The sequence below is a fragment of the Paenibacillus turpanensis genome, assembly GCF_011421635.1.
GTDB classification, from domain to species: Bacteria; Bacillota; Bacilli; order Paenibacillales; family YIM-B00363; genus Paenibacillus_AK; species Paenibacillus_AK turpanensis.
In genome coordinates, this window is sequence record NZ_WTLI01000004.1 from 84,615 (window position 1) to 107,760 (window position 23,146).

The 23,146-nt window shown below is 53.1% G+C and carries 17 protein-coding genes; 2 read left to right on the plus strand and 15 right to left on the minus strand.

Translation table 11 applies throughout. From position 1 onward, the window contains the following. Positions 1–15: 15 nt before the first annotated feature. From GQS10_RS05085 to GQS10_RS05130, 10 genes are all read right to left on the minus strand, one after another. Positions 16–1,803, minus strand: coding sequence for a stalk domain-containing protein (locus GQS10_RS05085; RefSeq protein WP_166239688.1), 1,788 nt, complete (start codon positions 1,801–1,803; stop codon positions 16–18). 147 nt (positions 1,804–1,950) lie between these two features. Continuing rightward, positions 1,951–2,391: a hypothetical protein gene (locus GQS10_RS05090; protein ID WP_166239690.1), complete on the minus strand. Its 441-nt coding sequence runs from the start codon at positions 2,389–2,391 to the stop codon at positions 1,951–1,953. Between the two features lie 40 nt (positions 2,392–2,431). Further along, a complete protein-coding gene (locus GQS10_RS05095; RefSeq protein WP_166239692.1) occupies positions 2,432–2,824 on the minus strand; it encodes a VOC family protein in 393 nt (130 codons plus the stop codon). Between the two features lie 84 nt (positions 2,825–2,908). Continuing rightward, on the minus strand, positions 2,909–3,214 hold the full coding sequence (locus tag GQS10_RS05100; RefSeq protein WP_166239694.1) for a hypothetical protein: 306 nt from the start codon (positions 3,212–3,214) through the stop codon (positions 2,909–2,911). Between the two features lie 137 nt (positions 3,215–3,351). Continuing rightward, on the minus strand, positions 3,352–5,097 hold the full coding sequence (locus GQS10_RS05105; RefSeq protein ID WP_166239696.1) for a response regulator: 1,746 nt from the start codon (positions 5,095–5,097) through the stop codon (positions 3,352–3,354). Positions 5,098–5,121: 24 nt separating this feature from the next. Continuing rightward, on the minus strand, positions 5,122–6,468 hold the full coding sequence (locus GQS10_RS05110) for an ABC transporter substrate-binding protein (protein WP_166239698.1): 1,347 nt from the start codon (positions 6,466–6,468) through the stop codon (positions 5,122–5,124). Continuing rightward, on the minus strand, positions 6,465–8,225 hold the full coding sequence (locus GQS10_RS05115; RefSeq protein ID WP_166239968.1) for a cache domain-containing sensor histidine kinase: 1,761 nt from the start codon (positions 8,223–8,225) through the stop codon (positions 6,465–6,467). The genes GQS10_RS05110 and GQS10_RS05115 overlap by 4 nt, the downstream gene beginning before the upstream one ends. Positions 8,226–8,282: 57 nt before the next feature. Further along, positions 8,283–9,143, minus strand: a complete 861-nt coding sequence (locus GQS10_RS05120) for a carbohydrate ABC transporter permease (RefSeq protein WP_166239700.1) — start codon at positions 9,141–9,143, stop codon at positions 8,283–8,285. After that, positions 9,140–10,087, minus strand: coding sequence for a carbohydrate ABC transporter permease (locus GQS10_RS05125; protein ID WP_166239702.1), 948 nt, complete (start codon positions 10,085–10,087; stop codon positions 9,140–9,142). The genes GQS10_RS05120 and GQS10_RS05125 overlap by 4 nt, the downstream gene beginning before the upstream one ends. Before the next feature lie 88 nt (positions 10,088–10,175). After that, on the minus strand, positions 10,176–11,519 hold the full coding sequence (locus GQS10_RS05130) for an ABC transporter substrate-binding protein (RefSeq protein ID WP_166239704.1): 1,344 nt from the start codon (positions 11,517–11,519) through the stop codon (positions 10,176–10,178). Positions 11,520–11,910: 391 nt separating this feature from the next. Here GQS10_RS05130 and kduD point away from each other — a divergent pair, with 391 nt between their 5' ends. After that, positions 11,911–12,672, plus strand: coding sequence for a 2-dehydro-3-deoxy-D-gluconate 5-dehydrogenase KduD (gene kduD / locus GQS10_RS05135; protein ID WP_166239706.1), 762 nt, complete (start codon positions 11,911–11,913; stop codon positions 12,670–12,672). 496 nt (positions 12,673–13,168) lie between these two features. Here kduD and GQS10_RS05140 read toward each other — a convergent pair whose 3' ends face one another. Continuing rightward, the gene (locus GQS10_RS05140; RefSeq protein WP_166239708.1) at positions 13,169–14,359 is read right to left on the minus strand and encodes a M14 family metallopeptidase; all 1,191 of its coding nucleotides are present in this window, start codon (positions 14,357–14,359) and stop codon (positions 13,169–13,171) included. A 182-nt stretch (positions 14,360–14,541) separates the two neighbouring features. On the opposite strand from GQS10_RS05140, the gene GQS10_RS05145 reads away from it, so the two are divergent. Further along, positions 14,542–15,429, plus strand: a complete 888-nt coding sequence (locus tag GQS10_RS05145; protein WP_166239710.1) for a hypothetical protein — start codon at positions 14,542–14,544, stop codon at positions 15,427–15,429. Positions 15,430–15,540: 111 nt separating this feature from the next. On the opposite strand, the gene GQS10_RS05150 is transcribed toward GQS10_RS05145, so the two are convergent. The 4 genes from GQS10_RS05150 to GQS10_RS05165 form a co-directional block, all read right to left on the minus strand. Beyond that, complete coding sequence (locus GQS10_RS05150) at positions 15,541–16,521, minus strand: aldo/keto reductase (RefSeq protein WP_166239712.1); 981 nt, start codon at positions 16,519–16,521, stop codon at positions 15,541–15,543. Between the two features lie 142 nt (positions 16,522–16,663). Continuing rightward, positions 16,664–18,190: a glycoside hydrolase family 43 protein gene (locus GQS10_RS05155; protein ID WP_341805004.1), complete on the minus strand. Its 1,527-nt coding sequence runs from the start codon at positions 18,188–18,190 to the stop codon at positions 16,664–16,666. A 174-nt stretch (positions 18,191–18,364) separates the two neighbouring features. Next, a complete protein-coding gene (locus GQS10_RS05160) occupies positions 18,365–20,422 on the minus strand; it encodes a methyl-accepting chemotaxis protein (protein WP_166239716.1) in 2,058 nt (685 codons plus the stop codon). Positions 20,423–20,828: 406 nt separating this feature from the next. Next, positions 20,829–23,111 (minus strand): clostripain-related cysteine peptidase, encoded by a 2,283-nt coding sequence (locus GQS10_RS05165; RefSeq protein WP_166239718.1) that lies wholly within the window; start codon positions 23,109–23,111, stop codon positions 20,829–20,831. Positions 23,112–23,146 lie beyond the last annotated feature (35 nt).

The window sequence follows — 23,146 nt, forward strand, 5'->3', positions numbered from 1 at the left end:
CCTTGTGAGACCCGATTATTTTTGCAGCGGATAATACAGCCACTCGACCGTCCGCGTACTTCCCGGCGCTTCCATCCACTCAACAACGACTTCCTTGCCGGTTCCGTCCGTACGGTGAACCAGCAGCGCTCCGTCCCGCTCCGTCAAACCGCCCTGCGGAAGAGCAACCACCTTGCCGTTCACGCGCAGCGAACCGTCCACGATTCCTTTCGTCGCGCGTAAAGCGATAGAAGCTTTAGCTTTGTTGTCCAGCTTGATCGTGTATACCGTACCCGCACGCTCAATCGCGGGCGTATCTATCGTCCACTTGGAGAATTCCGTTACCGCCTGCTGGTTCAGCAAGAGCACCGCATCGGCGTACGCGAATTCACCGCTCGCCGCAAGGCCGAGGCTTCCACTCGCTTCACGCACTGCTCCAGCGCTTCCAGCCTCGTCAAACCCCGCCGCAGCGCGCGGATCTGCATACGCCTCCAGCGGCTCGACCTCGCCCCGATGGGCGATCCAGCCGATTTCCACATTGCCGCTTGCCGTGAGATCCCGAATCGCAACTACACCTTGCCCCGGCTGCAGGGCAAACGCATCCAGCACCGCCGTCTCGCCTGGCTCAATCGTTAGCTCGCGCCCTTCCGGCGGCACATTCAAATACTCCCATACCGCGGCGAAGCCGTTTGCCCGATGATAAAGCGTCGGCGCCAGCTTGCCTTCCTTCTCCACCTTCACGGTTACCGCCTTTTCCCGGCTCGGGTTGCGAATCACAGCCGTTAGGCGCTCTTCCCGATCCAAGCCGTTGGCGTAATGCGCATAGATACGGGCCTTGCCCGCTGCTTTCCCTTTATAAAGAAGACCTTCGCTTTCAAAAGAGGCTCCGTTCCCGCTCACGAGTCGTACGCGGCTGTCCTGCTTCACCGATCCGCTAAGCTCCGGCAGCCCTTCCGAAGAAAGCTCGGCAGTCTCCACAACATCCGCTCCAACCACAGCCGAAGCCCGACCGATCAAGGTGCCCGGCGCCCGCTCGTACCAACCGTACTCCACCGGCGTGTACAGCACCTCATCTTTCACCGTAATGTTCAGCGTAAACGGTTTGCTCCAGTTGTACTTCCAATCCCTCACGCGCAGCGTAACCGGGTGCGTTCCCGCTTCGAAGAAAGCATCCTTTTTCCCCGTCCACTGTATCTCCGGGAGCCCCTCCGAATCAGGATCGTAGCTCATTTGAAAATACTGCACCGGCTCGCCGATCCGGTATTCTGCCTTATCCGTCATAAATTTCGCCATCGGGCGGGAGTTCGGTTGTTTATCCTCAGAGTACACGGACTCCGAATAAGGCGCATTCGGCGCCTGCACAAACGTAAGCGTCACTCGGCTAGGGTTCGGCTCGTAGCTGTAGGCGGCCTGCATGTACGGCGCAAGCCAGGAAAGCTTAGCCAGCAGCTTGCCGTCCTGCACCACCGCCGTTTCTGCGATCGGCAGTGTTTTTCCATTTACAGCCGCCGTTCCCGCACCCAAATTCCATTCTATATATGCGAGCGGCGTCGTAAGCCCGACCGCTCCGCGATCTCCGTGCCATTCTACCTTTTGACCAAGCTGATCGCCGACCCACTTGACCGGTACATAAAAGCTTCCATCCACCACCATTGCCGGAGCCTCCAGCTTGGCTTCCCGACCATTCACCAACGCGGATTCGGCCTGATGCTCCAGCACCAAACGAATCGTCGTCCCCGACACCTCTTCGGCTGCCGCCGGAAATGCCATTGAACCAAACAACATAGCACTGACTGCACCATAAACCAACGGATGCTTCTTCAAATCTTGTATCCCCTTTGCTAGAGTTGTTTCAATAGAATAGAAAAAAACCGTGCTTGTTAAATGTAGCACGGTTTTTCATGGTTCTTCAACAGATATTTACCAGCGGTTGCTAGGCTATGCTAGCGCCGGACCCCTTCTCGCACAATACTATGTTTTGTTACGATAAGGAACCCCATTTTCGGCGCAAAAGCGCTCAAGCAGCTGCTCAATCTCCTTTTTTTGATCGGCCTCTACCAGATACGTAGGCGCACTCCAGCGATCATTCAACCGAATCTGAAGCATCGTCGAAACGAGCCGAACCTCCTTCAATCTGTGTACCTCGTATTCCCGCCCCTTGATTCGAATAGAGCCCGGCTTCAATTCCACAGGCAGCAACTCATGACGATGCCGGAAGACCCAGACGACAGCTGCTACCAGCACGAAGACGACCACAGCCTGACAGGCAACCAATACCGCTTTCCAAAACTCATTTACATTCGGATTTATAATATTAATTAGATTAATCAGATTTACAGGCAGCAGCCAAAAGACCAGAAAATGCAGCGTATAGCGTTTGACCGTAAATGTGGGGGTAGCTTCCACTTCCATAACCATCATCCCCATTTCCTTTTTGTACCATTACGATATTTTATGCCCTGCGTTTCCACTCAATCAAATTTATCGCGTTGCCATCCGGATCGAACACATCAAAATCGATATGATCGTTCTGATCCGAAGACCACTGATTTAAGGGGCCTACGTTTACACCTTGGCTTTTCAGCGCCTCGTACCCCTCCACAATATTCTCGCAGCACAAATTAAAAGCGGGCTGCTGGAGCCTCTGCGGATTCACTTTTTCCAATAAGGTAAGCAGCGGGCCGTCCGAGCCAATCTTATAATTCGCTCCCCGGCCATCCTCCCAATTCTCGATATTCCTCAGCTGAAGCTTCAGCACCTCAGAATAAAAGCGCACCGATTGATCCAAATCGCTGACCTGTACAAATACCGCACCAAGTTTTGTAACCTGTACCGCATGCAGCACCACAATTCCCCCTATTTTTAGACATTAGGTCCTAGCATAACGAAACCCGCCTTCGGCGCTCACGCTGTCGGCGGGTTTTTCATCTTACTCCATTCCCATCCACAAAAGAAAAGAGCACACAACAAGAGCAAGGTGAATCAGCGGAATGGCTGCCATCTTAAGTCTGCTGCTTTTCTTCTTAATATACAGGATCACGCTGATCAAATAGGTAATCACATACGTGCTGGAAAGAAAAATAAACGCATACACAACGAGCAGCAGGAGCATGCTTTCGTTTCCGCTCCGCTCCCCGGCCAGACTCATAATATTGGCAATCATGACAAATGGGTAGAGAATAAGAGGTAATCCCCCTGCAATAAGCAACAGTAAGCTAAGGACATTTTTGTTCAACGCGGCTGCTCCTTTTTCAAACGAATGGGCGAAAAAAAGCGGCCGAACCCGGTCGACGAATTCACCGCTCTTCCTTTGTCGTATTGTACCACGTCAGGAGCAACCATGCCGCATCGGCGAACATAAAATGGCTTTCCCTACACCGCCGTCTGGGATTCACGATACTCGGACGGTGTCAGCCCGGTTAGCTTTTTAAATACCTGCGTGAAATAACGAGGGTCCTGATAGCCGACAAGCGGCGCCACCTGATACACACGCACATCGGTATTCGCAAGGATGTACTTTGCTTTTTCAATCCGGCACTGTGTTAAATATTCCAAGAACGTATACCCTGAAGCCTGTTTAAACAAGGTGCAAAAATGGCTCGTGCTCAGCCCGGCGGACTCGGCAACCTCATCGATCCCCAGGTCTTTGTGATAGTGGGCGGCGATGTATTTCTTGGCCTTATCGACAACCGAGCGGCAGTCCTCTTTGGCGGTGGCTTCCTTCGCGCTTTCCATCCAGCCTGCAATCTCGCTTTTTACAACCTCGATCATTTCCTCCAGCGTACCGGAATCCTGCAGGCGGTGCATGACGCTTTCCACCGTCCCCTGGACGGATGAATGTACATGCTCCATTTGCCGGTTCAATATCACCACCAGTTCCAGGATGAGCCGCTCGGCGATTTCCCGAGTAACCTCCAGCCGGATCAACTCTTCCTTCAACTCATCGAACCGCCGCCTCAGCCCCGGAATATACAGTGCCCGAATACAATCCAGCATCTGCTCCTCCAACTGCTTCGGGTACGGAATCGAGGGCTGCCGATTATCCTCGGCGGATTCTCCTTGCCTTGATCCGCTGCCGCCTCTGTCCCACTCAGCGGATCCGCCTTGCCCTCCTGCCGTCTCAACCCTCGCTTCGGCTCCGCCCGAAAGCTTCCCGGACACCACGCTCCGTTCGATCGCACCGCCCGATCCATCCGGCTCCGCATCCAAATAAACGCCTTCGCGGCCGAAGCGAAACCGCTGATACAGAGCACGCGCCGCACTTTGATAGCTGTCGCTCAGCTGCTCCATGCCCCGTCCGTCACATGACAGACCAACCGAACACGACAGCTTCGTATACGTCTTAATATGATGCACAATATCCTCACCCAGGCGCCGCTTCTCCGCCACACCCTTTGCCGGGAACAGCAAAATCCATTCCCCGCTGTGAAACGGAAACACCGTCAGGCCGCCGTTCTGCGCCGACCATTCCTCCAGAATGTTGCGCACCGCAAAAAACCAAAGCCGCTTCTCATCCGCCGTCCACTGCCGATTCATCGCGCTGTACTGATCGAGCTGCGCCACCGCCATGAAATAGTCCTTCTCCAGCTCGCTGTTTTCGAGCCACGTCAGCCGCGTAAGCGGCCGCGGGTTGCCCTCGATCAGCTCCGCAAACATCCGCTCCTGCGCCAGCATCGACAGCGTCTCCACCGAGTGCAGCAGCCGCTCGTTTTCCAGACGGGCATGCCGCTCCTCATCCAGCTTCGCCACCGCCCGCTCAATCATGTCGGTCAGCTCCTCATGATCGATCGGCTTCAGCATATAATCGAAGGCGCCCTGCCGCAGCGCCTCTCTTGCATACTCAAACTCGCCATACCCGCTGATGAAAATAAACACCAGCTTCGGGTGCCGCGCCATCACCTCTTTCATCAGCGAAATGCCGTCGATAACCGGCATACGGATATCGCTGATGACGATGTGCGGCGCTTCCTCCAGCACAAGCTGCAGCGCCTGCTCGCCGTTTCGAGCCTCCCCGCAAATGGAGAGATTCAGCTCCTGCCAGGGAATCGCGGCCTTCAAGCTGCGTAAAATAATCGGTTCATCGTCAACTAGGATGACTTTGTACGGTTCCCTTCGCATCTCGCCACGCTCCCTGCTTTCATCTTATTGGGCTGCCGAGCTTCGCCTCAGCTGCCAGTAATTGTCCGATGCGCTCTCCATCTGCTCGAGCGCCTCCTCCGGGGTCACCGTCTGGTCGATCAGCTCCTCGACCGACTTCAAGAACGCCCGCTTCACCTCCGGCGGCAAAATGTTATCGTACGGCACAAAGTTCGGTGCCCCCTTCTCCATCAGCCGCAGCACCTGCGCGAAGATCGGCCCGGTTTTGTCCGGGTCGTACGGCACCCGCATGGCGGGAAGGCGGCGGCCTTCATACACGATGCGGGTTTGCACCTCCTCGGAGTACAGCGCCTCCATCAAGGCAAAGGCCGCCTCCCGCTTCGCCTCCGGAAGATGTGCCGACATCCCGATGCCGAAGGTGTACCCTCCGGCCATCGACCGGCTTCCGCCGGCTCCCAGCGCCGGGAACGGCAGCACCCCGACCTTTCGCTCAAACTCCGCCGGCGCCTGTTGATTATGAAACAGCGTAATATCCCAATTGCCGTTTAAATACATGGCCGCCCGGCCCTGCGTGAACAGCTCGATCGCTTTTTCCCTAGACAAGCTGTTAGCTCCGGGCGGAAACGCCCCCATCTCCGCCCACTGGTCCAGCTGCTTCAGTGCGCGAATATAGTCTAGGTTGAAGAAGGAAACCTCCCTCTCCCCCTTCGCCAGCTCATCGATCAGCGCCGGACCTGCGAACCGGTCCATCACATAATGCGCATAAATGCCCGCCGGCCAGCGGTCGCCGTTGCCTAGCGCCATCGGTATATATCCGTTTTCACTTAGGACCTGAATCGCTTTCGTCAGCTCGGCCAGTGTTTCCGGCGGCTTCAGCCCCAGCGAATGGAAAATGTCTTGATTATAAAATAACGGCTCGGCATTCCCTTCGATCGGCAAACCGTATACCCGTCCGTCAAACGTCCACAAATTTAGATCGTTAAAGGGGTGACGCAGCCGGTCCGACTCCACAAAGCCAGTCAAATCCATCAGCCGGTTTGAGCGGACATACGGCTCAATTTCCGCCCCGCCGAATAAGACGAAGAGGTCGGGCGGGTTGCCGGTCACCATTTCGCTTTTGAGCCGCTGCTCACGGTGTATTGTTTGATCCATGCCCTCGAAATTGACCTTCACATTCGGATGCGTGTGCTGAAACTGCTGCACGACATCCTCGAAGATCGCCAGCATCGGCCGGTCATGCTCCTTGGTCCAGAAATGGCGGAACGTCAGCGTCATTTTCTCCGTCGAGTCCTCTTCAATCGGCTCCGTCTTTCCGCTCGTACTCATAAGCACCGTGGCCGCGAGCACGACGACATACAGCGCAAACCAGCTCCAATTCGCAAACCGCTTCATGCGCGCAGCCTCCCCTTCACCACAGCCGGGTCGTACGGCGTAATTTTCGGCACGCGAATTCGAATGATCGAACCGCTGCCCGGCGAAGAGCAGACCAAAATGCCGAAATGGCCGCCGAAGCGGATCCGCAGACGCTCATGCACATTTTTTAAGCCGACGCCGCTGTTGCGGTATTTTTTCGGGGCCCCCGGAGTGTCCTCCCACAGCGTCGATAGCGTATCATTATCGAAGCCGGGACCGTTGTCCGTCACATCGATCCAAATCGAATGCCCGGCATCCGTCGCGCGGACATGAATGTATCCCTTGCCTTCCATCGGCTCGATGGCATGGTACAGCGCATTTTCCACGATCGGCTGAACGATCAGCTTTTGTGTCATGCAGCCCTTCAGCGAATCGGGCAGCTCCAGCTCGTATTCGAATTTATCCTCAAAGCGGAATTTTTGAATGTTCAAGTAATGCCGAACATGCTCAAACTCCATTTGCAGCGGAATAAGCTCTTGATTCTCACTAATGCTGATGCGCAGCAGCTTGCCCAAGGAGACCACCATGCGGCTGATTTCCTTATTGCCCTGCAGCACCGCCATCGAATTGATGGATTCGAGCGAGTTGTAAATAAAATGCGGGTTGATCTGCGCGACCAGCGCCTGCAGCTCCGCTTCCTTCTTGCGCGCCTGCTCCGTCTCGACCTGATGCAGCAGCTCGTTAATCTGCTTGCTCATTTGATTAAAGCCGCTGATGAGCAGATCCGTTTCATCCCCGGACTTGCCGTAAGACGAAATCGGGGTAAACACCCTCCGCTCCACCCTCCTCATCCCGTTTAACGTACTAATGATCGTGCGCACGAGCCGTGCCACAAAAAAACGGTCGAACAGCAGCGCGGATACGAGGGAAAAAGCGACTAAAGCGACCGCAATATTTCGCAGCGGCACCGACTCCGACTGCAGCAGCTGCAGTGGGGTAATGGCGACCAGCGTCCATTCTGGGTCATGCGAAGGCAAATACGTAATCAGCGACCGTTCTCCACGATACCGGTCAATATAATAATCCTCTTCGGACGTGTAATCTGATTTTAGAAAAGGAAACTCCGCCCGCTCGCCAATATGCAGCCCGGACTTCGTAAAGACAATCGAGCCTTCCTTATTGACCAGCAAAATATCGCCTTTTTTCAGCGTGGCCGCTTCCCAAAACACTTGATCCAGCACATCGGGCTTCACCGAAATGACAAGTGAGCCAATGTTCTCCAGCGAGTAATAATCCTTAATGACACGGGCATGAATCAATTGGGGCCTTCCGGCTTGTGCAGAGCCGTTCTCCCCCGGGCCCGACCAGATCGGCCGCCCTTCCGCCGCCTTCATTCGGTGGTACCACGGCTGGCTCCGCAGCTCCTCCACCGTCATCGGCGCATTGTATTCGTAAATCAATCGGTCGTTTGAATAAAGGCTGAATGAGGTAATCATCGAGTGGTTGATCAGAAGATTGTTCATTTCCTGCTTTTGGTCGTACGAAAGCTCCTCCTCCGTGCGCTTGAGCAGCTGCTGCAGCGACGGCTGGGTAATCGCTGAATTGGAAACGGCCGAAATTTCGTTCAAGGCGAAGTTCAGCTTCCGGTCCGTCTCCAGCAGCGAAATCCAATAAAACGTACTTGATTTCTTTTCAATGGCATGGGAAAAATGCGAGTACGAGATCAAGCCCATCGCAATGACGGGAATAAAAATGAGGAGGATGATTGCCGTTAAAATTTTGCGTCGAAGCTTCAGACCCGCCACCCCTTGAAACCGCTTTCCCTCATTATACCCCAGCTTGAGTTTGCGTTGTTAACTTTTTACAGCACCGGAAGTAAGACCCGCTATAAACCAGCGGCTGAACAGCAGGAAGACGATCAGCAGCGGCAGCGTAGCCGTAAAGGTTGCCGACATGATCATGCCGTAATCAAGACCGTCACGGGTCGTAAAGAGCTGCTGAAGGGCGATTTGGATCGTAAAATGCTCCCGGTTCTTCAATACGACGAGAGGCCAAAAAAAGTCATTCCAGGTGTTCATAAACGTCAAAATCCCAAGCGTCGCCATCGCCGGCGTAATGATCGGAACATTGATGTTCCAGAAAATGCGGAAATGCCCGCAGCCGTCCATCCGTCCCGCTTCGATCAGCTCGGAATGCACCGCCGCCGAAATATATTGCCGCATCCAGAAAATGCCGAAGGCATTGACCATCGCCGGCACGATCAGCGCCTTAAAGGTATCAATCCACTGCAGCTTCGCCATAATGACGTACGTCGGAAGCACACTAAGCTGCTGCGGTACAAACAGCGTACCGATGACGAGAATGAACAGCACGTTTTTATACGGAAAATCGTATTTGGCGAAGGCGTACCCTGCCAGCGTACAGAAGAAAATGACCGATACGGTCACCGCCACCGAAACAAACAGGGAGTTGCCGAGCGCGAGGAAAAAATCGGACTTTTCCATCACCCGCTTGAAGTTAACGAAAAATTGATCCCCCACCGTGAGCAGCGGCGGCACATGGAACACCCCGCTGCGATCGTTCGTCGCGATTACCAGCATCCAATAAAACGGGAAGGCGGAGAGAAGCGCGCCTGCGATCAAAATGACATAATAGAAAGCGCGGCTCAGCGAGCTCTGCTTTTCCTGAACCGACGTACCTGCACCTGCGCTCATGCTTTCCCTCCTTCCCCGCTAAGCTTGTTAGAGACCCACATATTAACGGCCGAGAACAAGATGGTCACGATGAACAGCAGCACCGCCGTTGCCGCCGCCGTACCGAAGAAGCCGTTGCGGAACGCTTCGCTGTACAAGTAAATCACCATCGTGATGCCTTCCTCACGCGTTGAGCCCGTGCCTGTCTGGCCAAGGAATACGTAAGGCTCCGTGAAGAGCTGGAGGCTCCCGATCGTGGAAAGCAGCACGGTAAAAATGATAAACGGCTTCAGCAGCGGCAGCGTAATGAAGATCAGCTGCTGCCAGCGTCCCGCCCCATCGATGCGCGCCGCCTCGTACAGGTCGGTCGGGATGCTCTGCAGGCCGGATAAATAAATGATGGCGTTGTAGCCCGTCCAGCGCCACATGACCATCGAGGCGATCGCCAGCTTCACGCCCCACCAGCCGGAATTCCAGGCGACGGCGTCGAAGCCTAAGCTGTTCAGCATCCAGTTGGCCATCCCGTTATTGCCATAAAACGTGCTGAAGAGCAGTGTAACGGCGACGATCGACGTAATATTCGGCAGGAAATAGAGAATGCGGAACAGCTTTTTGAACCGCGTCAGCGCCGAATTTAAGACAACGGCCAGGACCAGCGCCGCCAACAGCTGCGGCACCGTTCCGAGCAGGCCGATAATGAGCGTGTTCATAAAGGAAATCCAGAAGATCGGATCGGTTGTGATCAGCTCGTAATTTTTCATGCCGACGAAGGTCATCGGGCCAAGCGCGTCCCATTTATAAAAGGACAGGTAAATGGTGAAAAAAATTGGGTACACGCCGAAAATTCCGAACAAGACGAAAAACGGTGAAATAAACATGTAGGCCATAAGATTGCTTCGCTTTCGCTCCGTTAGCCAAGGACGCCCCGGCTTGGCGGGCGCATGGGAAGGAACCGGATTCGGCATGGCGCACCTCCATATCGGTAAAGTAACCGGACTCGCAGACTTCCCCGCGAATCCGGCTCATTTCATATTTCAACTATTGGCTGCAACCTTAGCTACGCTCCGCCAGCTTCTTCGCCTTGGCGATCGCGTCCGCCCATTCCTGCGCAGGATCGGTCTTCTTCTCCATAACGTTTTGCAAACCGGCTTTGATGAAGGAGTCCGTTTGGTCGTGCAGCGGACCATAGTATACCGGCTTAACGCGGTTTGCCGATTTACCGAACTCTACCGCAACCGCTTGATTGCCGTAGAACTCATCTTTGAATCCGGTAAACGCCGGGTCGGTGTACAGCTCAGGGATCGAAGGCATCAGACCGTTTGCTTGGAACGTCTTCAGCTGGTTCTCCTTGCTCACCATCCAACTGATGAACTGATAGGCTTCCTTCGGATGCTTGCCCTGCTTCGGAATCGTCAGGAACGAGCCGCCCCAGTTGCCTGCGCCCTCCGGCAGCTGTGTGATGCGCCATTTGCCGGCCGATGCCTTGGCATTGCCCTTAATAACCGATGTCATCCATGCTGGGCCGAGCATGACTGCAAACTCACCCTTATCCGTGGCCTGACCCCACTCCGGGGACCAAATCGCCCAATTGCCGATCCAGCCCTCCTGAATGCCTTTTACCGTGTAATCGTAAGCCTTCTTCACCTGCGGATTTTGATCGCCGATGAACGAGTTATCTTCCTTCTTAAAGTAAATTTGATCCTGCGACTGATCGCGCAAAGCGTTGTATACGAGATCCTTCAAATCCGTAAACGGCTTGCCGGTTTTCTCTTTAAACTGCTTTGCAACCGCTGCAAACTTATCCCATGTATCGATTTCCTTGGCGAACGCCTCCGGGTCTGTCGGAAGACCCGCCTGCTCCAGCAGGTCTGTGCGGTAAAATACGACTGTCGGGCCAATGTCCGTCGGCAGGCCGATTTGGAACTTGCCGTCCACGGAGGAAGCCTGCTTCCATTTCCAGTCGAGGTAGTTCTTTGCGATATCCTTTGCCCCGAAATCGTTAAGGTTTTGGAATTTGTCCTGAGCTCCGATGAAGCGCTCCATAAAACCGATTTCCAGCATGAAAATGTCAGGTGCGCCGGAGCCTGCGGACAGCGCTGTCGTCAAATTATTGTGATGCGCGGTTTGGTCGCCGGTATTTTGAATTTTGACTTGGATATTCGGATTGGCCTTGTTCCATTCCTCAACCAGCTTCTCGTACCCGTTGCTGCCGAGTGTCCAGAACGAAAGCTCCACTTTCCCTTCCGCTTTCGGCTGTTCGCCGCCTTCCTTCGGTTTTTCACCTCCGCTTGGAGTTGAGCCTCCGCCCTCTGTCGTCCCACCGCTTGTGCATGCTGCCAGTGAGAACACTAGCAGAAAGCTGAGCATCAGGATCGTCCATTGTTTCATTTTCCGCATCTGTTTATTTGCCCCTTCCCATTGGATTTTCTGTTCACGATTTAACTGTAAACGATTGCAAACGGGAAGTTGAGGAGGCAAATCTCCGATTTGGGGTTGAAATTTTTACGATGGAGCTAAATTCATTTTTAGGGGAAATGACGGGTTTTCTCTACTCTGGATGAGCAGCTTTTCTATGCAGGCCTGATTTTGGAGAAAGCGTACTAGCGTGCACTGTTCACCACCACCCGATGGCGGTGAACCCTCCTGTTTGTGAAACAATTCACCGGTATTGTGAAATCGGTCACAATGTTTCGTCCGGTTTTCCGTTACGATAGTTCACAAACAGAGCTGCATACCGGCACAGATAGACAAGGCCGGCCTGCTCACTATATGGATGGAGGAATTTACGATGATTCTCGACTCATTTCGATTAGATGGAAAAACCGCAATTGTAACTGGAGCAAGCACTGGGCTTGGTCAAGGCATGGCCCTCTCGCTGGCGGAGGCCGGCGCCAACATCGTTGGTGTGGATTACGTGGAAATGCCGGAAACGAAGCAGGTCATTGAAGCTACAGGCCGCAAGTTTCACGGGATCGTGGCCGATTTAATGACTACTAAGCCGATTCCCGGCCTTGTTCAAGAAGCGGTTGACGTATTTGGCTCCATCGATGTTCTCGTGAACAATGCGGGAATCATCCGAAGAATGGATGCGATTGATTTCTCGGAAAAAGACTGGGACGACGTCATGAACATCAATCTTAAGACCGTCTTCTTCTTCTGCCAAGCGGTGGCTAAACAATACATGAAGCAAAATACCGGCGGAAAAATCATCAACATCGCTTCCATGCTCTCCTTCCAAGGAGGCATCCGTGTCCCTTCCTATACCGCAAGTAAAAGCGGCGTCATGGGAATCACCCGCCTGATGGCGAACGAATGGGCGAAGTTTAACATTAACATCAACGCGATCGCTCCAGGCTATATGGCAACGAATAATACCGCTCCGATTCGCGCAGATGAAAACCGCAGCCAGGCTATTCTCGACCGCATTCCGGCGGACCGCTGGGGAGAGCCGCGTGACTTGGCTGGCCCGGTCGTATTCCTGGCCTCCGAAGCATCGAGCTACATCAACGGTTACACCATCGCGGTTGACGGCGGCTGGCTGGCTCGATAAGTCGATTGCGTCCGGAACTATGACTAGCGGCTTCGTCCGCACAGCTATACTGTCGTATAAAGGAAGGACCGCCTCAAATGGCGGTCCTTTTCTATGAATAAAATAACGATTATTTTGTTCATATCGCAATTTCACCGCTGCAGTACCCGCAGCCCACTCAGCCCGCCTAGTAAACAACCAATGCCACCATCAATAATACAAATCATTGTGATTAATCGTCCGGTGGCGCCATTTTTAGCGACAAACAACAAGGGACAATACAAATGATTTGTATAAGTTTGGACGATTTGCTCATATCCCTTGCGTTATACCGAAAATAATACAAATAATTGTGTTTGGTTCGACTTCCAGATGGATGCATCGAGAAAACAATACAAATCATTTGTATTACTAGGGCCTCTTGCTTAGGAAGATGGTATTCTGCTTAGGAGGAGAGTGTTTTACTTAGGAAGACTGGGTATTTTGCTTAGGTGGCTCGTTTTCTGCTAGATCCAATTTACATATACAACGAAGCCAGCAATATCCCAAGGCTTTCCTGATAGATCTCCTCAAACTGCGTTATAGGCAGCGGATTCACTCCCCGCCCCAGCTCCACCGTATACCCCGGTCTGCGGAAATCCTGAATAAACCAATCCTTATAGCCCGCATAGCTGCCTGCTCCCTCTACCGGGATATAGCCGCTCACTCTGGCAAACTCGTTTACGATAATCTCTGCTTCCGGCGGCTGCAAGCCTTCAAAGCCCCAGTAAATCACCTTCCCCTGCGTATGGAAGGCAAGCACCCGCTCGAAGCCGCCCGCTCGAGTAAGAGCCGCCATTGCTTCGGCTTCCGGCTCGGTCAACGGCGCAGTACCCGGGTAATCCCGCGGTGCCGGCTGATTCGTGCGCTGGGCAGCTTCCAGCTCCCACAATGCGGGGAATTGGTCGTTGAGATCGATGCCGCGAATGTTCGCTTTCCACCCGCTGAAATTCGTCCGGCCGCCGTTGATCGACAGCACCAGATTACGATACGGCTGTTCCTCAGGAAGTCCATTCACAACTAAATTCACGCCGTCCGGGTTCACCATCGGCACCAGCGAAAGCTCCGTCCCTTGATATAACGGCTCCATAGCGAGTCCGCGAATCGCCCCCTGATTCGTAAGCGCAAGCACGTACTCGTTTAGAAATCGCATCAGCACCGGCGTCGTAATCCACTCATGAGCATGAAACGAGCCGTTTACATGAATCTTTTTGCTCCCTCTGCCGATTCGAACCTCCGGGATACGCTTTCCCATCACCGAGGAGCCGATCGAACGCCGACGCAGAAATGGATAAATTTCCACTAAGCGGTTCAGATCAGCTACCATCGCCGCATAATCATACGCTCTTGCGCCCTGCACGATCGGCGCCGTCACGCGTACCGGCACTCGGAGCACTTGACCGATTGTAAGCGTCTGCGGAGTAACTCCGGGATTGAGCAGCATCAGCAAATCCACCGAGGTACCTTTTGACGCGGCAATCTGCCATAAGGTATCGCCTGGTGCAACACGATAAGCAACATCTATAAACCCCGGAATCTCAACCTGCTCGCCGGGTGAAATCAATGCTGGATCGAGGATCGGGTTCGAATCGATAATGAGCTGCAGCGGGATGTCAAACCAGCGGCTGTACAACCATAATGTGTCCCCTTGACGAAATCGAATCTTCATCGCAAACCTCCAACCCTATGCGGACTTTATAATAGGATATGGGTGTTTTCCGGCAAACTTGCCTCCATTCGCAACGATAATCGTCCTTCTACGTAATTATGGATTGAGGAACATGAAATCCTGTTTTGGGTTTATTTGGGAAGTGATTGATTGGTGCACAGTATCTTGAAAGGGATGGGAATATGGGAACAAAAGAGAAGATGAATAAATCGAGCGCCACTGATGGGAAACAGCCGGAACCGCCTAAATCGGATTGGCAGCAGCTTCATGAGCGCAATTCCATACGATGCTTCTGGGTTGGGGTTATTGTCTTAACATTGGCCATTCTGTTCGGTCTGCTTGGCTGGGTATTTAACTGGATGGAGAAAACAACCGACCTGCTGCTCACAACAGGGGAATTTACGATTTTCGGGCTCACATTAATCAGTGTCGGTCTTGTATATAAGCGTAAAGCGGCGAAACCTATGGCACGCAGCGAGACAAGCCCGCTTTTGGAGGGGGAGCCTTTCTATATCCAAGAGCATGAAGTCATGCTGAAAAAGGCGGCCGGGATGGTTCCGTCCATCCATTACTTCTCCGTAAACGGCGAAAAGCTTCTTGAGCTAAAGGAAACGACGCATCCTCTTCATGTGCTCAGCGATCTATTCGATCTGAGGTCCTTCTTAAAACGGTCCTTTGCCATCCTTGATAGGCAGGGCGAGGTCCGCCTGTTGTTTACACAAAAGGCGGGCCTCAATTCTCCAATCGTAGTCAAGCTGCCAAGCGGCGAGACGATTGCTACCTATAAACAAGGAATGATCAAAGCTGAAATATCCGTGTTCGATACTCAGGATACGCTCATCGGAACCACCAAGAGCAAGGATCTCATCGGCTCTGAATTTGTCATCAACGATGCGGAGCAGAACAATCTGATGACATTTATTAACGCCGGAACTCCTTCGCGAAATCGGGATTCATTTACCATGAGCGATGATTTGCTGAAGCTGCGCGTACCCCTGCATGAAGATAAGCTGCGCTATATGCAGTTTATTGCCCTTCCCGCATTTATCAAAATTATTTTCGGAAAATAAGGAAAAGGGGAACAACATCCTCACCGACGATGTTCGGCACCCGTTATGCAATATCCTCTGCCGTAATGCACCCTCAGCGGCGCTGCCTCGGGTAAACGCCTGATCAACCTTTTACGATCCTGCTGCTTCCTCCGACCGGTCCGTAGCCGGAGGCGGGGCGTCGGACAGCGCAGCAATGGCCGCATATCGCTCGGCGTCCATTGCCACCTCAAGCGCGGCCAGCGACGGCTCCAGCTGCTCCACGCTGCGAGCGCCAATAATAGGCGCCGTTACGCCGGGATGCGCCATAACCCACGCCACCGCCAAGGAGGCGGGGTCGATTCCTTCCTGCCGCGCATAAGCGGCAAAGCGCTCGGCTGTCGCATGGTAGCTTGCCTGCCCGTACCGCTTGCGGTACATCTCCTGCTCTACGAGCCTGCCCTGCTGCGGCGCTGCGCCGCTGGAGTATTTCCCGGTCAATAATCCGCCGCCAAGCGGACTGTACGTAATTACGCCGACCTGCTCCGACTGGGCCAGCGGCAAAATTTCAACCTCAGCCTGCCGCTTCACTAGGTTGTACATCGGCTGGATGCACTCAAAGCGCGCAAGGCTCTCCTTCGCCGAAATTCCTAACGCCTTGGCAATTTGCCAAGCGGCCCAGTTGCTTACCGCCGGATACAAAATCTTGCCCTGCCGCTGCAAATCATCCATGGCACGAAGCGTTTCCTCGATCGGCGTCTCCGGATCGAACTGGTGCACAAAATAAAGCTCGATCCGGTCCGTTTTCAGCCGGCGCAAACTATCCTCTACCGCCAGCATGATATGTCTGCGCGATAAACCGCGGTCATTGACACCTTTCCCGCCCACTGCTCCAAACACCTTCGTGGTCAAAATCAGCTCATCCCGGCAATCCGCGATACACTTTCCTAAAATCTCTTCAGAACGGCCGCCATTATACACATTGGCACTGTCAAAAAAATTAATACCCGCTTCTCGGCAGCGGTGGAATATGGCTAGGGACGCCGCCTCATCGGCATTGCCGCCAAATGACATCGTCCCGAAGCAAAGCCGCGACACCTTCATCCCGGTTTTTCCTAATGTACGGTACTCCAAGGAATTCCCACCTTTCCTCCTGAAGGTCTTTAGCGTTAGTCTATACCTGTTCTGGATATCTGGACGAACCCGCACGGCTCAGAAAGATAAACCCAAGCTCACACAGCTCAAGCTCCATCCATTTTACTTCCCCTGCTCAGCCCTACTCGGCCTCGTAACGGAACCAATCCACGTCCGCGGCAATCCTCCGGCCGGAGCCGCCGTTATTGGCAAAGAACCCGACCATCGTGCCGGTGAACGCTTTTTTCTCCTGTGTTCCTTCATCGCTTAAAAACGTCGCGTCCTCCACGACTCCTGCTTCCTGCCAATTCGCATTATCGATGCTAAATGCAAAGCTTCGCCGCTGTCCGTCCACCTGAACCTTCAAATAGATCGGTCCCGGCGCCGCATCCACATCGGACTCTTGCAGCACACGGATGGTTCTCGCCCGATTTTCGGTTAAGCGCACCTTCAAGCCATCCTTATACGTTAACACTAAGCTGATGAAGCAGCGGGAATCGTAGTAGCAGACGAGCCCGGCCTGTTCGCTCGGCTGCTCCGGATGGAACTCCAGCTTGAGAGAAGCCGTGTAGCAGTGATGCATTTCCCGGCGCACGATCACATTCTGCGCTTCGATCATCTGCAGCTCCGCATCCGCCGTCCATATCCGCACATGTCCCGGACGCTCGCGAAGCGACCAATTGTCCTCGTACGGATTGCGGGCAAAATTCCAATGCAGCGGCAGCTTCGCCCCGTCAAAATCGTCAACGTCCGGAATCGAATACGGCGTTTCCTCCAGACGCGGCGCCTGCTGCACCACGCTCGGGCCCCGGCCTTCATTAACCTGGAACCACCCGTCCGCTGTCCACTGCACCGGCTCCAAATACGTTTCCCGGCCCAGTGTACAGAACGGCCCGCCCACCGGACGTCCGCCCAAGTGCACGATCCACCATTCGCCATGCTGCGTCTGCACCAGCTTGCCATGTCCCGCGCGCTGGATCGGTGCGTTTGGATCGCGCTGCGTATGTACCGGATTAAACGGGCACGGCTCATACGATCCGAACAGCTCCCGCGACCGGGCAACGGTGATGCAATGACCGTACTCCGTTCCGCCTTCCGCCAGGATGATATAGTAATAGCCGTCCTTTTTCAAAATATGCGGCCCTTCCGGCGAAGCACGTCCCGTTCCTTCCCACAGCTTTATCGGCTCGCCGACGGATTCCTTGCTATCCGGAGAAAGCTTCTGGATCCATGCGCCTCCGCCGCCATACACCATGTACCGGGTACCGTCGTCATCCACAAAATGCGACGGATCCAGTCCAAGCTCGTTCAGGACGACCGGCTTGGAATACGGCCCCTCAGGCCGCTCCGACTGCACCATAATGTTCACCCGGCCCGAGCCGTGCAGACGCAGCGTCGCAAAAATATAAAACGTTCCGTCTACATAGGAAATATCCGGCGCCCAGATGCCGAAGGAGTCCGGCAAATCCCGCAGCGGAATATCCTCGCTTCGTTCAATGCCATGACCGATATATTCCCAATGCACTAAATCACGGGAATGCGAAATGACAATCGCGGGGAAAAATTGAAACGTCGAGTTGACCATATAGTAGTCTTCCCCAACCCGTACAATCGATGGATCAGGATGAAATCCCGGTAAAATCGGGTTAGTATAGGTGCGTTCGGACACAGTAACCAGCTCCTTTGAGGATGATTTCCTAAATGATACCGTTATCATATCACGAAGCCCCGGCAAAATGTTCACGTGTACATTATCATTTCGTTGCTATTTTACAGGCAGGTCAGCTTCCGTATAACAAAAAAGAACCTGTCCAAAAGCATGTGGACAGGTCCTCTTCATTAATTACACCTTGAATTTAGCAACGGCGTCCTTCAAGCGAGTCGAGCTCTCCTTCGTCTCGGCGGCCACCTTTTCCACCTCGCTCGATTTTTGCAGCACGGCCTGCGCTCTTTCAGCGATATGCTCGGTGCTTTGAGCCGATTCATCGTTCGAAGCGGAAATCTCACTGATCGCCTTCGAAAGGTTTTGCACAGCGGCGCTCAGCTGCTGGGTCGTTGCACTGAACTCCGTAACCAGCCTCTCGACATATTCGGCATCCTTAAAATAATACTCCCCAGTCTCCACCATCGAGCCATAATCTCGAATGACGGTAGTGTCGATAAATTCGAGCACTTGATTGGAGTACATCATTAAATTTTCTACCGACGCGACCACGTTTCCGGTTACGCCTTGGATTTGCTCCACCGCGGTTTTCGAGCTTTCCGCCAGCTTGCGGATCTCCTGCGCCACAACAGCAAAGCCTTTGCCGGCTTCCCCGGCTCTCGCCGCTTCAATTGAAGCGTTCAGCGCAAGCAGATTCGTCTGCGCCGTAATTTGCAGGATCGAATCGGTCAAGCTGTGGATCTGCTCCACCGATTTCGACTGCTCGATCGCCGACCGCAGCCCCGAATCAACGCGTTCGCGTATATCATGCGCTGCCTGCTGAGAAGCAACCGCGCTTTCCTTGAGCTGCTGCGCGCGTTTGCTGATTTCGCCTGACGCCTCCGCACCTTCTTGAGCATGCTCGGCCATCGATTCAATTGCGCGTTCAAATTCCTGCGCCGACAGGTTGATCTCTTTGGTTGCTGCCGCTGTCTGATCCATAGCCAGCGACATATCCTTCGTCGTTGTCGTTACGGTACCGATTTCTCCGTTCAGATCCGTAATATGGCTGCTTGCCCCTGCAACCGATTGCTCCAGCTTATCGGATTCGGTAACCACGGTTCCGACGATCTCCTTGATCGACTGCTGCATGGTGTGAATCGAATCGATAAGTATCCCGGTTTCATCCTTGGAACGGCGATATTTCCCTTCGATCTCTCCGGAAAAATTGCCTGTCGCGATCGTTTGAAGATAGCTCGAAGCAACTCGAATCGGTCTCACGATCGTTCGAACGACAAAAAAGACAGCCGCCGCTGCAATCACAATACACAGCACCGTGAACAGAAGCATTCCCTTTTCCAGTTCCTCGATTTGCTTCGTAAAGCCTTCCAGCGGAAGGAAAGAAACAACGTACATCTTCAGCTTTTCATCCTTCACAAAAGCGCCGACAAGCGACGTCCCATTTACGTCAACATAGCTGTAGCCTGAAGCCTCGGACTGCATTTTCTGAAACAATTCCTGCGTCGACGCTTCCTTGCTGAAATCAAACTTCAGCACCTGGTCTTGGTTTGCCGACACAACAACAAGCCCGGACTCGTTCAAGATCATCGTGGTGATCTGATCCTCCGTATTGCCCTTGATCACGGGCTCCGTCAGCTTGATTAGGTCAATCGGCAGCGCAAACACCGATAATGGAGTATGGGTTGCCGGGTTCATAACGGTATCCCCAACGACAATAACCGGTCTCCCGGTAATCGGAGACGTCATCAGACCACCGTTAAAGGTTCCTGGGTTACTCAAGGCTGATTTATACCATGCCTCCGTTACATCGTCGAACGCATGTCCAACGGACTGCCCGCCGATTCCATCGACCAGCACTTTATCCTCATGAGTAAAAAAGATGTTTTCATACAAGCCGTTTGCGTTCTTCACTTTTGTCGTCAGGTTTTCTTGAATGCGGGCAAGCTTCGTTTTATCAAGTTTCCCGGTCTTTTCTGCTTGCTGGAAAAAATCAATAGTATACGGCTCATCGGCAATCGAATCCGCGAGCGTCATTTTAGATTGCAGCACGGCCTCGAGCTGCGCCCGTTTTTCCGCTGCAATTTGCGTTAAGGAATGACTCGCTTCCCGCTCTACGAATTGGGTCGTTTGCTGACTGGTATAAAACAAGCTGATCAGCATCGGCACGATCATACAACCTAGCGATACTGCCAAAATCCTTACGAACAAGCTATTTCTAACGTTCAACCACTTTCTCATCGCTTTGTCCACCTCTAGTTCGTCTTAACCTTCTGCTGTGATATCATCTGCATGATCCGTACAAATCGCTTTAAAAAAGTGGTGTTTCCCCCTTTGGAGTTTTGAATCAGTCGGAATTCGACAAAATCTATGGATTAGTATACTCGCGCCACCACTTTTTGCCTAGTCGAAATGACCTATTTTTTAATAATTATTTTTTTCTAACATTAAAAATAGTTTGATCAATAGTATTCAAAGTGCGAATAATGAACCAGCTCAGTATTCTAAATGCATCTTATACAACAAAACAACAGCTTTACCCCGGTAGAAACCGAAATAAAGCTGCTGTTTCTGAATAATACTGATCTTGGCATCATGTAGTAATCGGGACATCAATCAGCTCGTGTTATCCGCTTCACTCGTCCAATTATTCGTAGGTGATGATCACCGTACGCGTAGTTCCGTCCCACTTCACCTCTGCGCCTAACGCCTCGCTGACAAAGCGGGCAGGCACCATCGTATGCCCATTCACAAGCTCAGCCGCCTGCTGAAGCGTTACCGCCTCACCGTCAACCGCTGCGACTGGGTTGCCGATCTGCAGCACAACAACAGTGCCGTCTTTTTCCGCCGTCGCCGTTTGCGTCGCCGCTTCCCACTCTACCGTCGCGCCTAGCGCTTCGAAGATCGCACGCAGCGGAACCATCGTCTTATCGTTAATAATGACCGGCGGCTGAACATATTCCTGCAGCTCTCCGTTGATTTCCACATGCACTGCATTCGGGTCCACCGGCTCTTCTGCAGCGTCGCCTGCTCCCGCCGTTTCGCCTGTCCAATCGATTTCTACAAAATCGGAATACGATTCGTTCTGAGCAAAATCAATCAAATAAAAGCCGTACTGATATTGACCTTCCGGCAGTACCGTGCCCTCGAGCGCCAGCTCCTGCCCCACCGTAAATGTTTCACCTTCCAGGAAGCCATCCTCACCGGAGGCTTCATTGTACGTGTAAAACATCGGCGTCACGCGGTCTCCCGCTTTGATTTTCAAAATGTTCTTGTCGGCCATTCCCGATAGTTCATCGATTCCGCGCCATGCGCCGATGATCCGGCTCTCGCCAGTCTCGTAATTTAGAGTAACGAGAATATCGACCTCCTCACCGTTCAGCTTGGCCGGGATCGCATATTCCGTAAAGTCATCGCCGTGTCCATTCACGAACATGGAGACTAAATTCCCGTCCAATGTAACCCATTCCCCAGTAAACTCGTCCTCTAAAATGCCCGTTTCCTCATCAATGGTTACAGAGTCGTCCATGCCTAGTGTAACAAGCGTATTCTCATCGGCATAGGTAGTAAGAACGGAGTAAGCTTCCGCAATTTCCGCAATGTCCGTTTTATCCAGGGCTACTTGATAAAGCATCGCTCCACCTGAGCTTTCCTCCGATGCCGCCGCTTCCGGGGCCGCATTGGTGAATTGTACAGGCTCTGCATCGCTGTCGATCACTTCTACATACGATTCCACGAAATCCAGATATGCTTTTGAAAATGAAAGCGTGCGATAGGTTTCCAGATTGCTTTGGAAGTTTTCTTTATCCTTATAAGGGAAGTAAACCGATAATCCTGCCGCCTTCGGTTTGGTCGTGCTGTTAATGCTGTACACAACGGCATCCTCAATGCTCTTCAGCAGCTTCTTCGCCTCAGCCGGGTACAGGGAGGAAATTTGTCCGGTAAGGTCTGCTAAATCGACCATATCGGTATTTCCGCCATGCGCGCCGCTGCTTCCGTAATCCTCGGAACGACTGCGGGCTTTCGCGATCGCTTGAATGCGCTCCGGCTGGCCTAAATCGAGCGCAGCCTTCTCCACAAGGCTTCCGAGTGCCGCTTCCACTTCATCAATCTGGGTCAAATCGATAACGGAAAGCGTAATTTCACTCGCTGTACCCTCTGCCTCCGCCTGCGCACGGTAGCCATCGGTAATGACTTGGCCCAGCTCAGCGCCGCTTGCATTCGTATTTTTCGTGAGATAGTCCAAGAATGGCGTGTAGTTCCAGCCATGCCCCGGTTCTAGCTCCTCGGACGCAATGAAGTACTTCGAATAAGGCGCAAACAAACTCGCCGTTTCAACCGTCGCCATTAAACAAGCGTCAAAGCCGACCAGCTCAAAGGAAACGCCGGTCTCTTTGACAGCGCCGGACATCGCCTGCTGAATTTCCGGCAGCAGCAGGGAATCGCCGTTATGGAGCTCATCCGCGCCAAATCCGTTTACCGATCCCGCGCCATGATCCCAAAACAGCAGAACGTATCTATCCGCTGGATATTCCTTTACACCCCAAGTGACGAAATCCAGAAGTGTCGCCGGTTCACCGATATTTCGTGCGCCGAGACCTTCGGACAGCAGCTGAATACCGTCTTTTTCAACGAGCCAGCGCTGGTTTTCCTCCCCGCTGATATTCGGGTTGTTCCACTGAAGCGTACCACCCGTTTCAACTACAACCTTCACGTTATCCGTTGAGCCGATAGCCATCATTTCCTCAAGATCCTTGCTGGCCGCGCCTGCGCCGTCCTCACTTTCCAGATCGGAGCCGTTCATGTAAATCAGTACGGTTACTTTTTCATTTGCTGCTTGGGCCGCAGGTGCTCCCCATGTGGACGCAAGACATACGGCCATAGACAGTGCGACGAGACGCATTCCCAGCTTTCGGACTATCGAATTCACATTTTTCTCCCCTTTTGTCGAATTTCCGTCCTATT

Coding starts and splice junctions, on each gene's coding strand:
- GQS10_RS05090 (WP_166239690.1), bottom strand. CDS start 2,391: ATGGAAGTGGAAGCTACCCCCACATTTACGGTCAAACGCTATACGCTG.
- GQS10_RS05105 (WP_166239696.1), bottom strand. CDS start 5,097: ATGCGAAGGGAACCGTACAAAGTCATCCTAGTTGACGATGAACCGATT.
- GQS10_RS05110 (WP_166239698.1), bottom strand. CDS start 6,468: ATGAAGCGGTTTGCGAATTGGAGCTGGTTTGCGCTGTATGTCGTCGTG.
- GQS10_RS05120 (WP_166239700.1), bottom strand. CDS start 9,143: ATGAGCGCAGGTGCAGGTACGTCGGTTCAGGAAAAGCAGAGCTCGCTG.
- GQS10_RS05125 (WP_166239702.1), bottom strand. CDS start 10,087: ATGCCGAATCCGGTTCCTTCCCATGCGCCCGCCAAGCCGGGGCGTCCT.
- GQS10_RS05130 (WP_166239704.1), bottom strand. CDS start 11,519: ATGCGGAAAATGAAACAATGGACGATCCTGATGCTCAGCTTTCTGCTA.
- kduD (WP_166239706.1), top strand. CDS start 11,911: ATGATTCTCGACTCATTTCGATTAGATGGAAAAACCGCAATTGTAACT.
- GQS10_RS05140 (WP_166239708.1), bottom strand. CDS start 14,359: ATGAAGATTCGATTTCGTCAAGGGGACACATTATGGTTGTACAGCCGC.
- GQS10_RS05145 (WP_166239710.1), top strand. CDS start 14,542: ATGGGAACAAAAGAGAAGATGAATAAATCGAGCGCCACTGATGGGAAA.
- GQS10_RS05160 (WP_166239716.1), bottom strand. CDS start 20,422: ATGAGAAAGTGGTTGAACGTTAGAAATAGCTTGTTCGTAAGGATTTTG.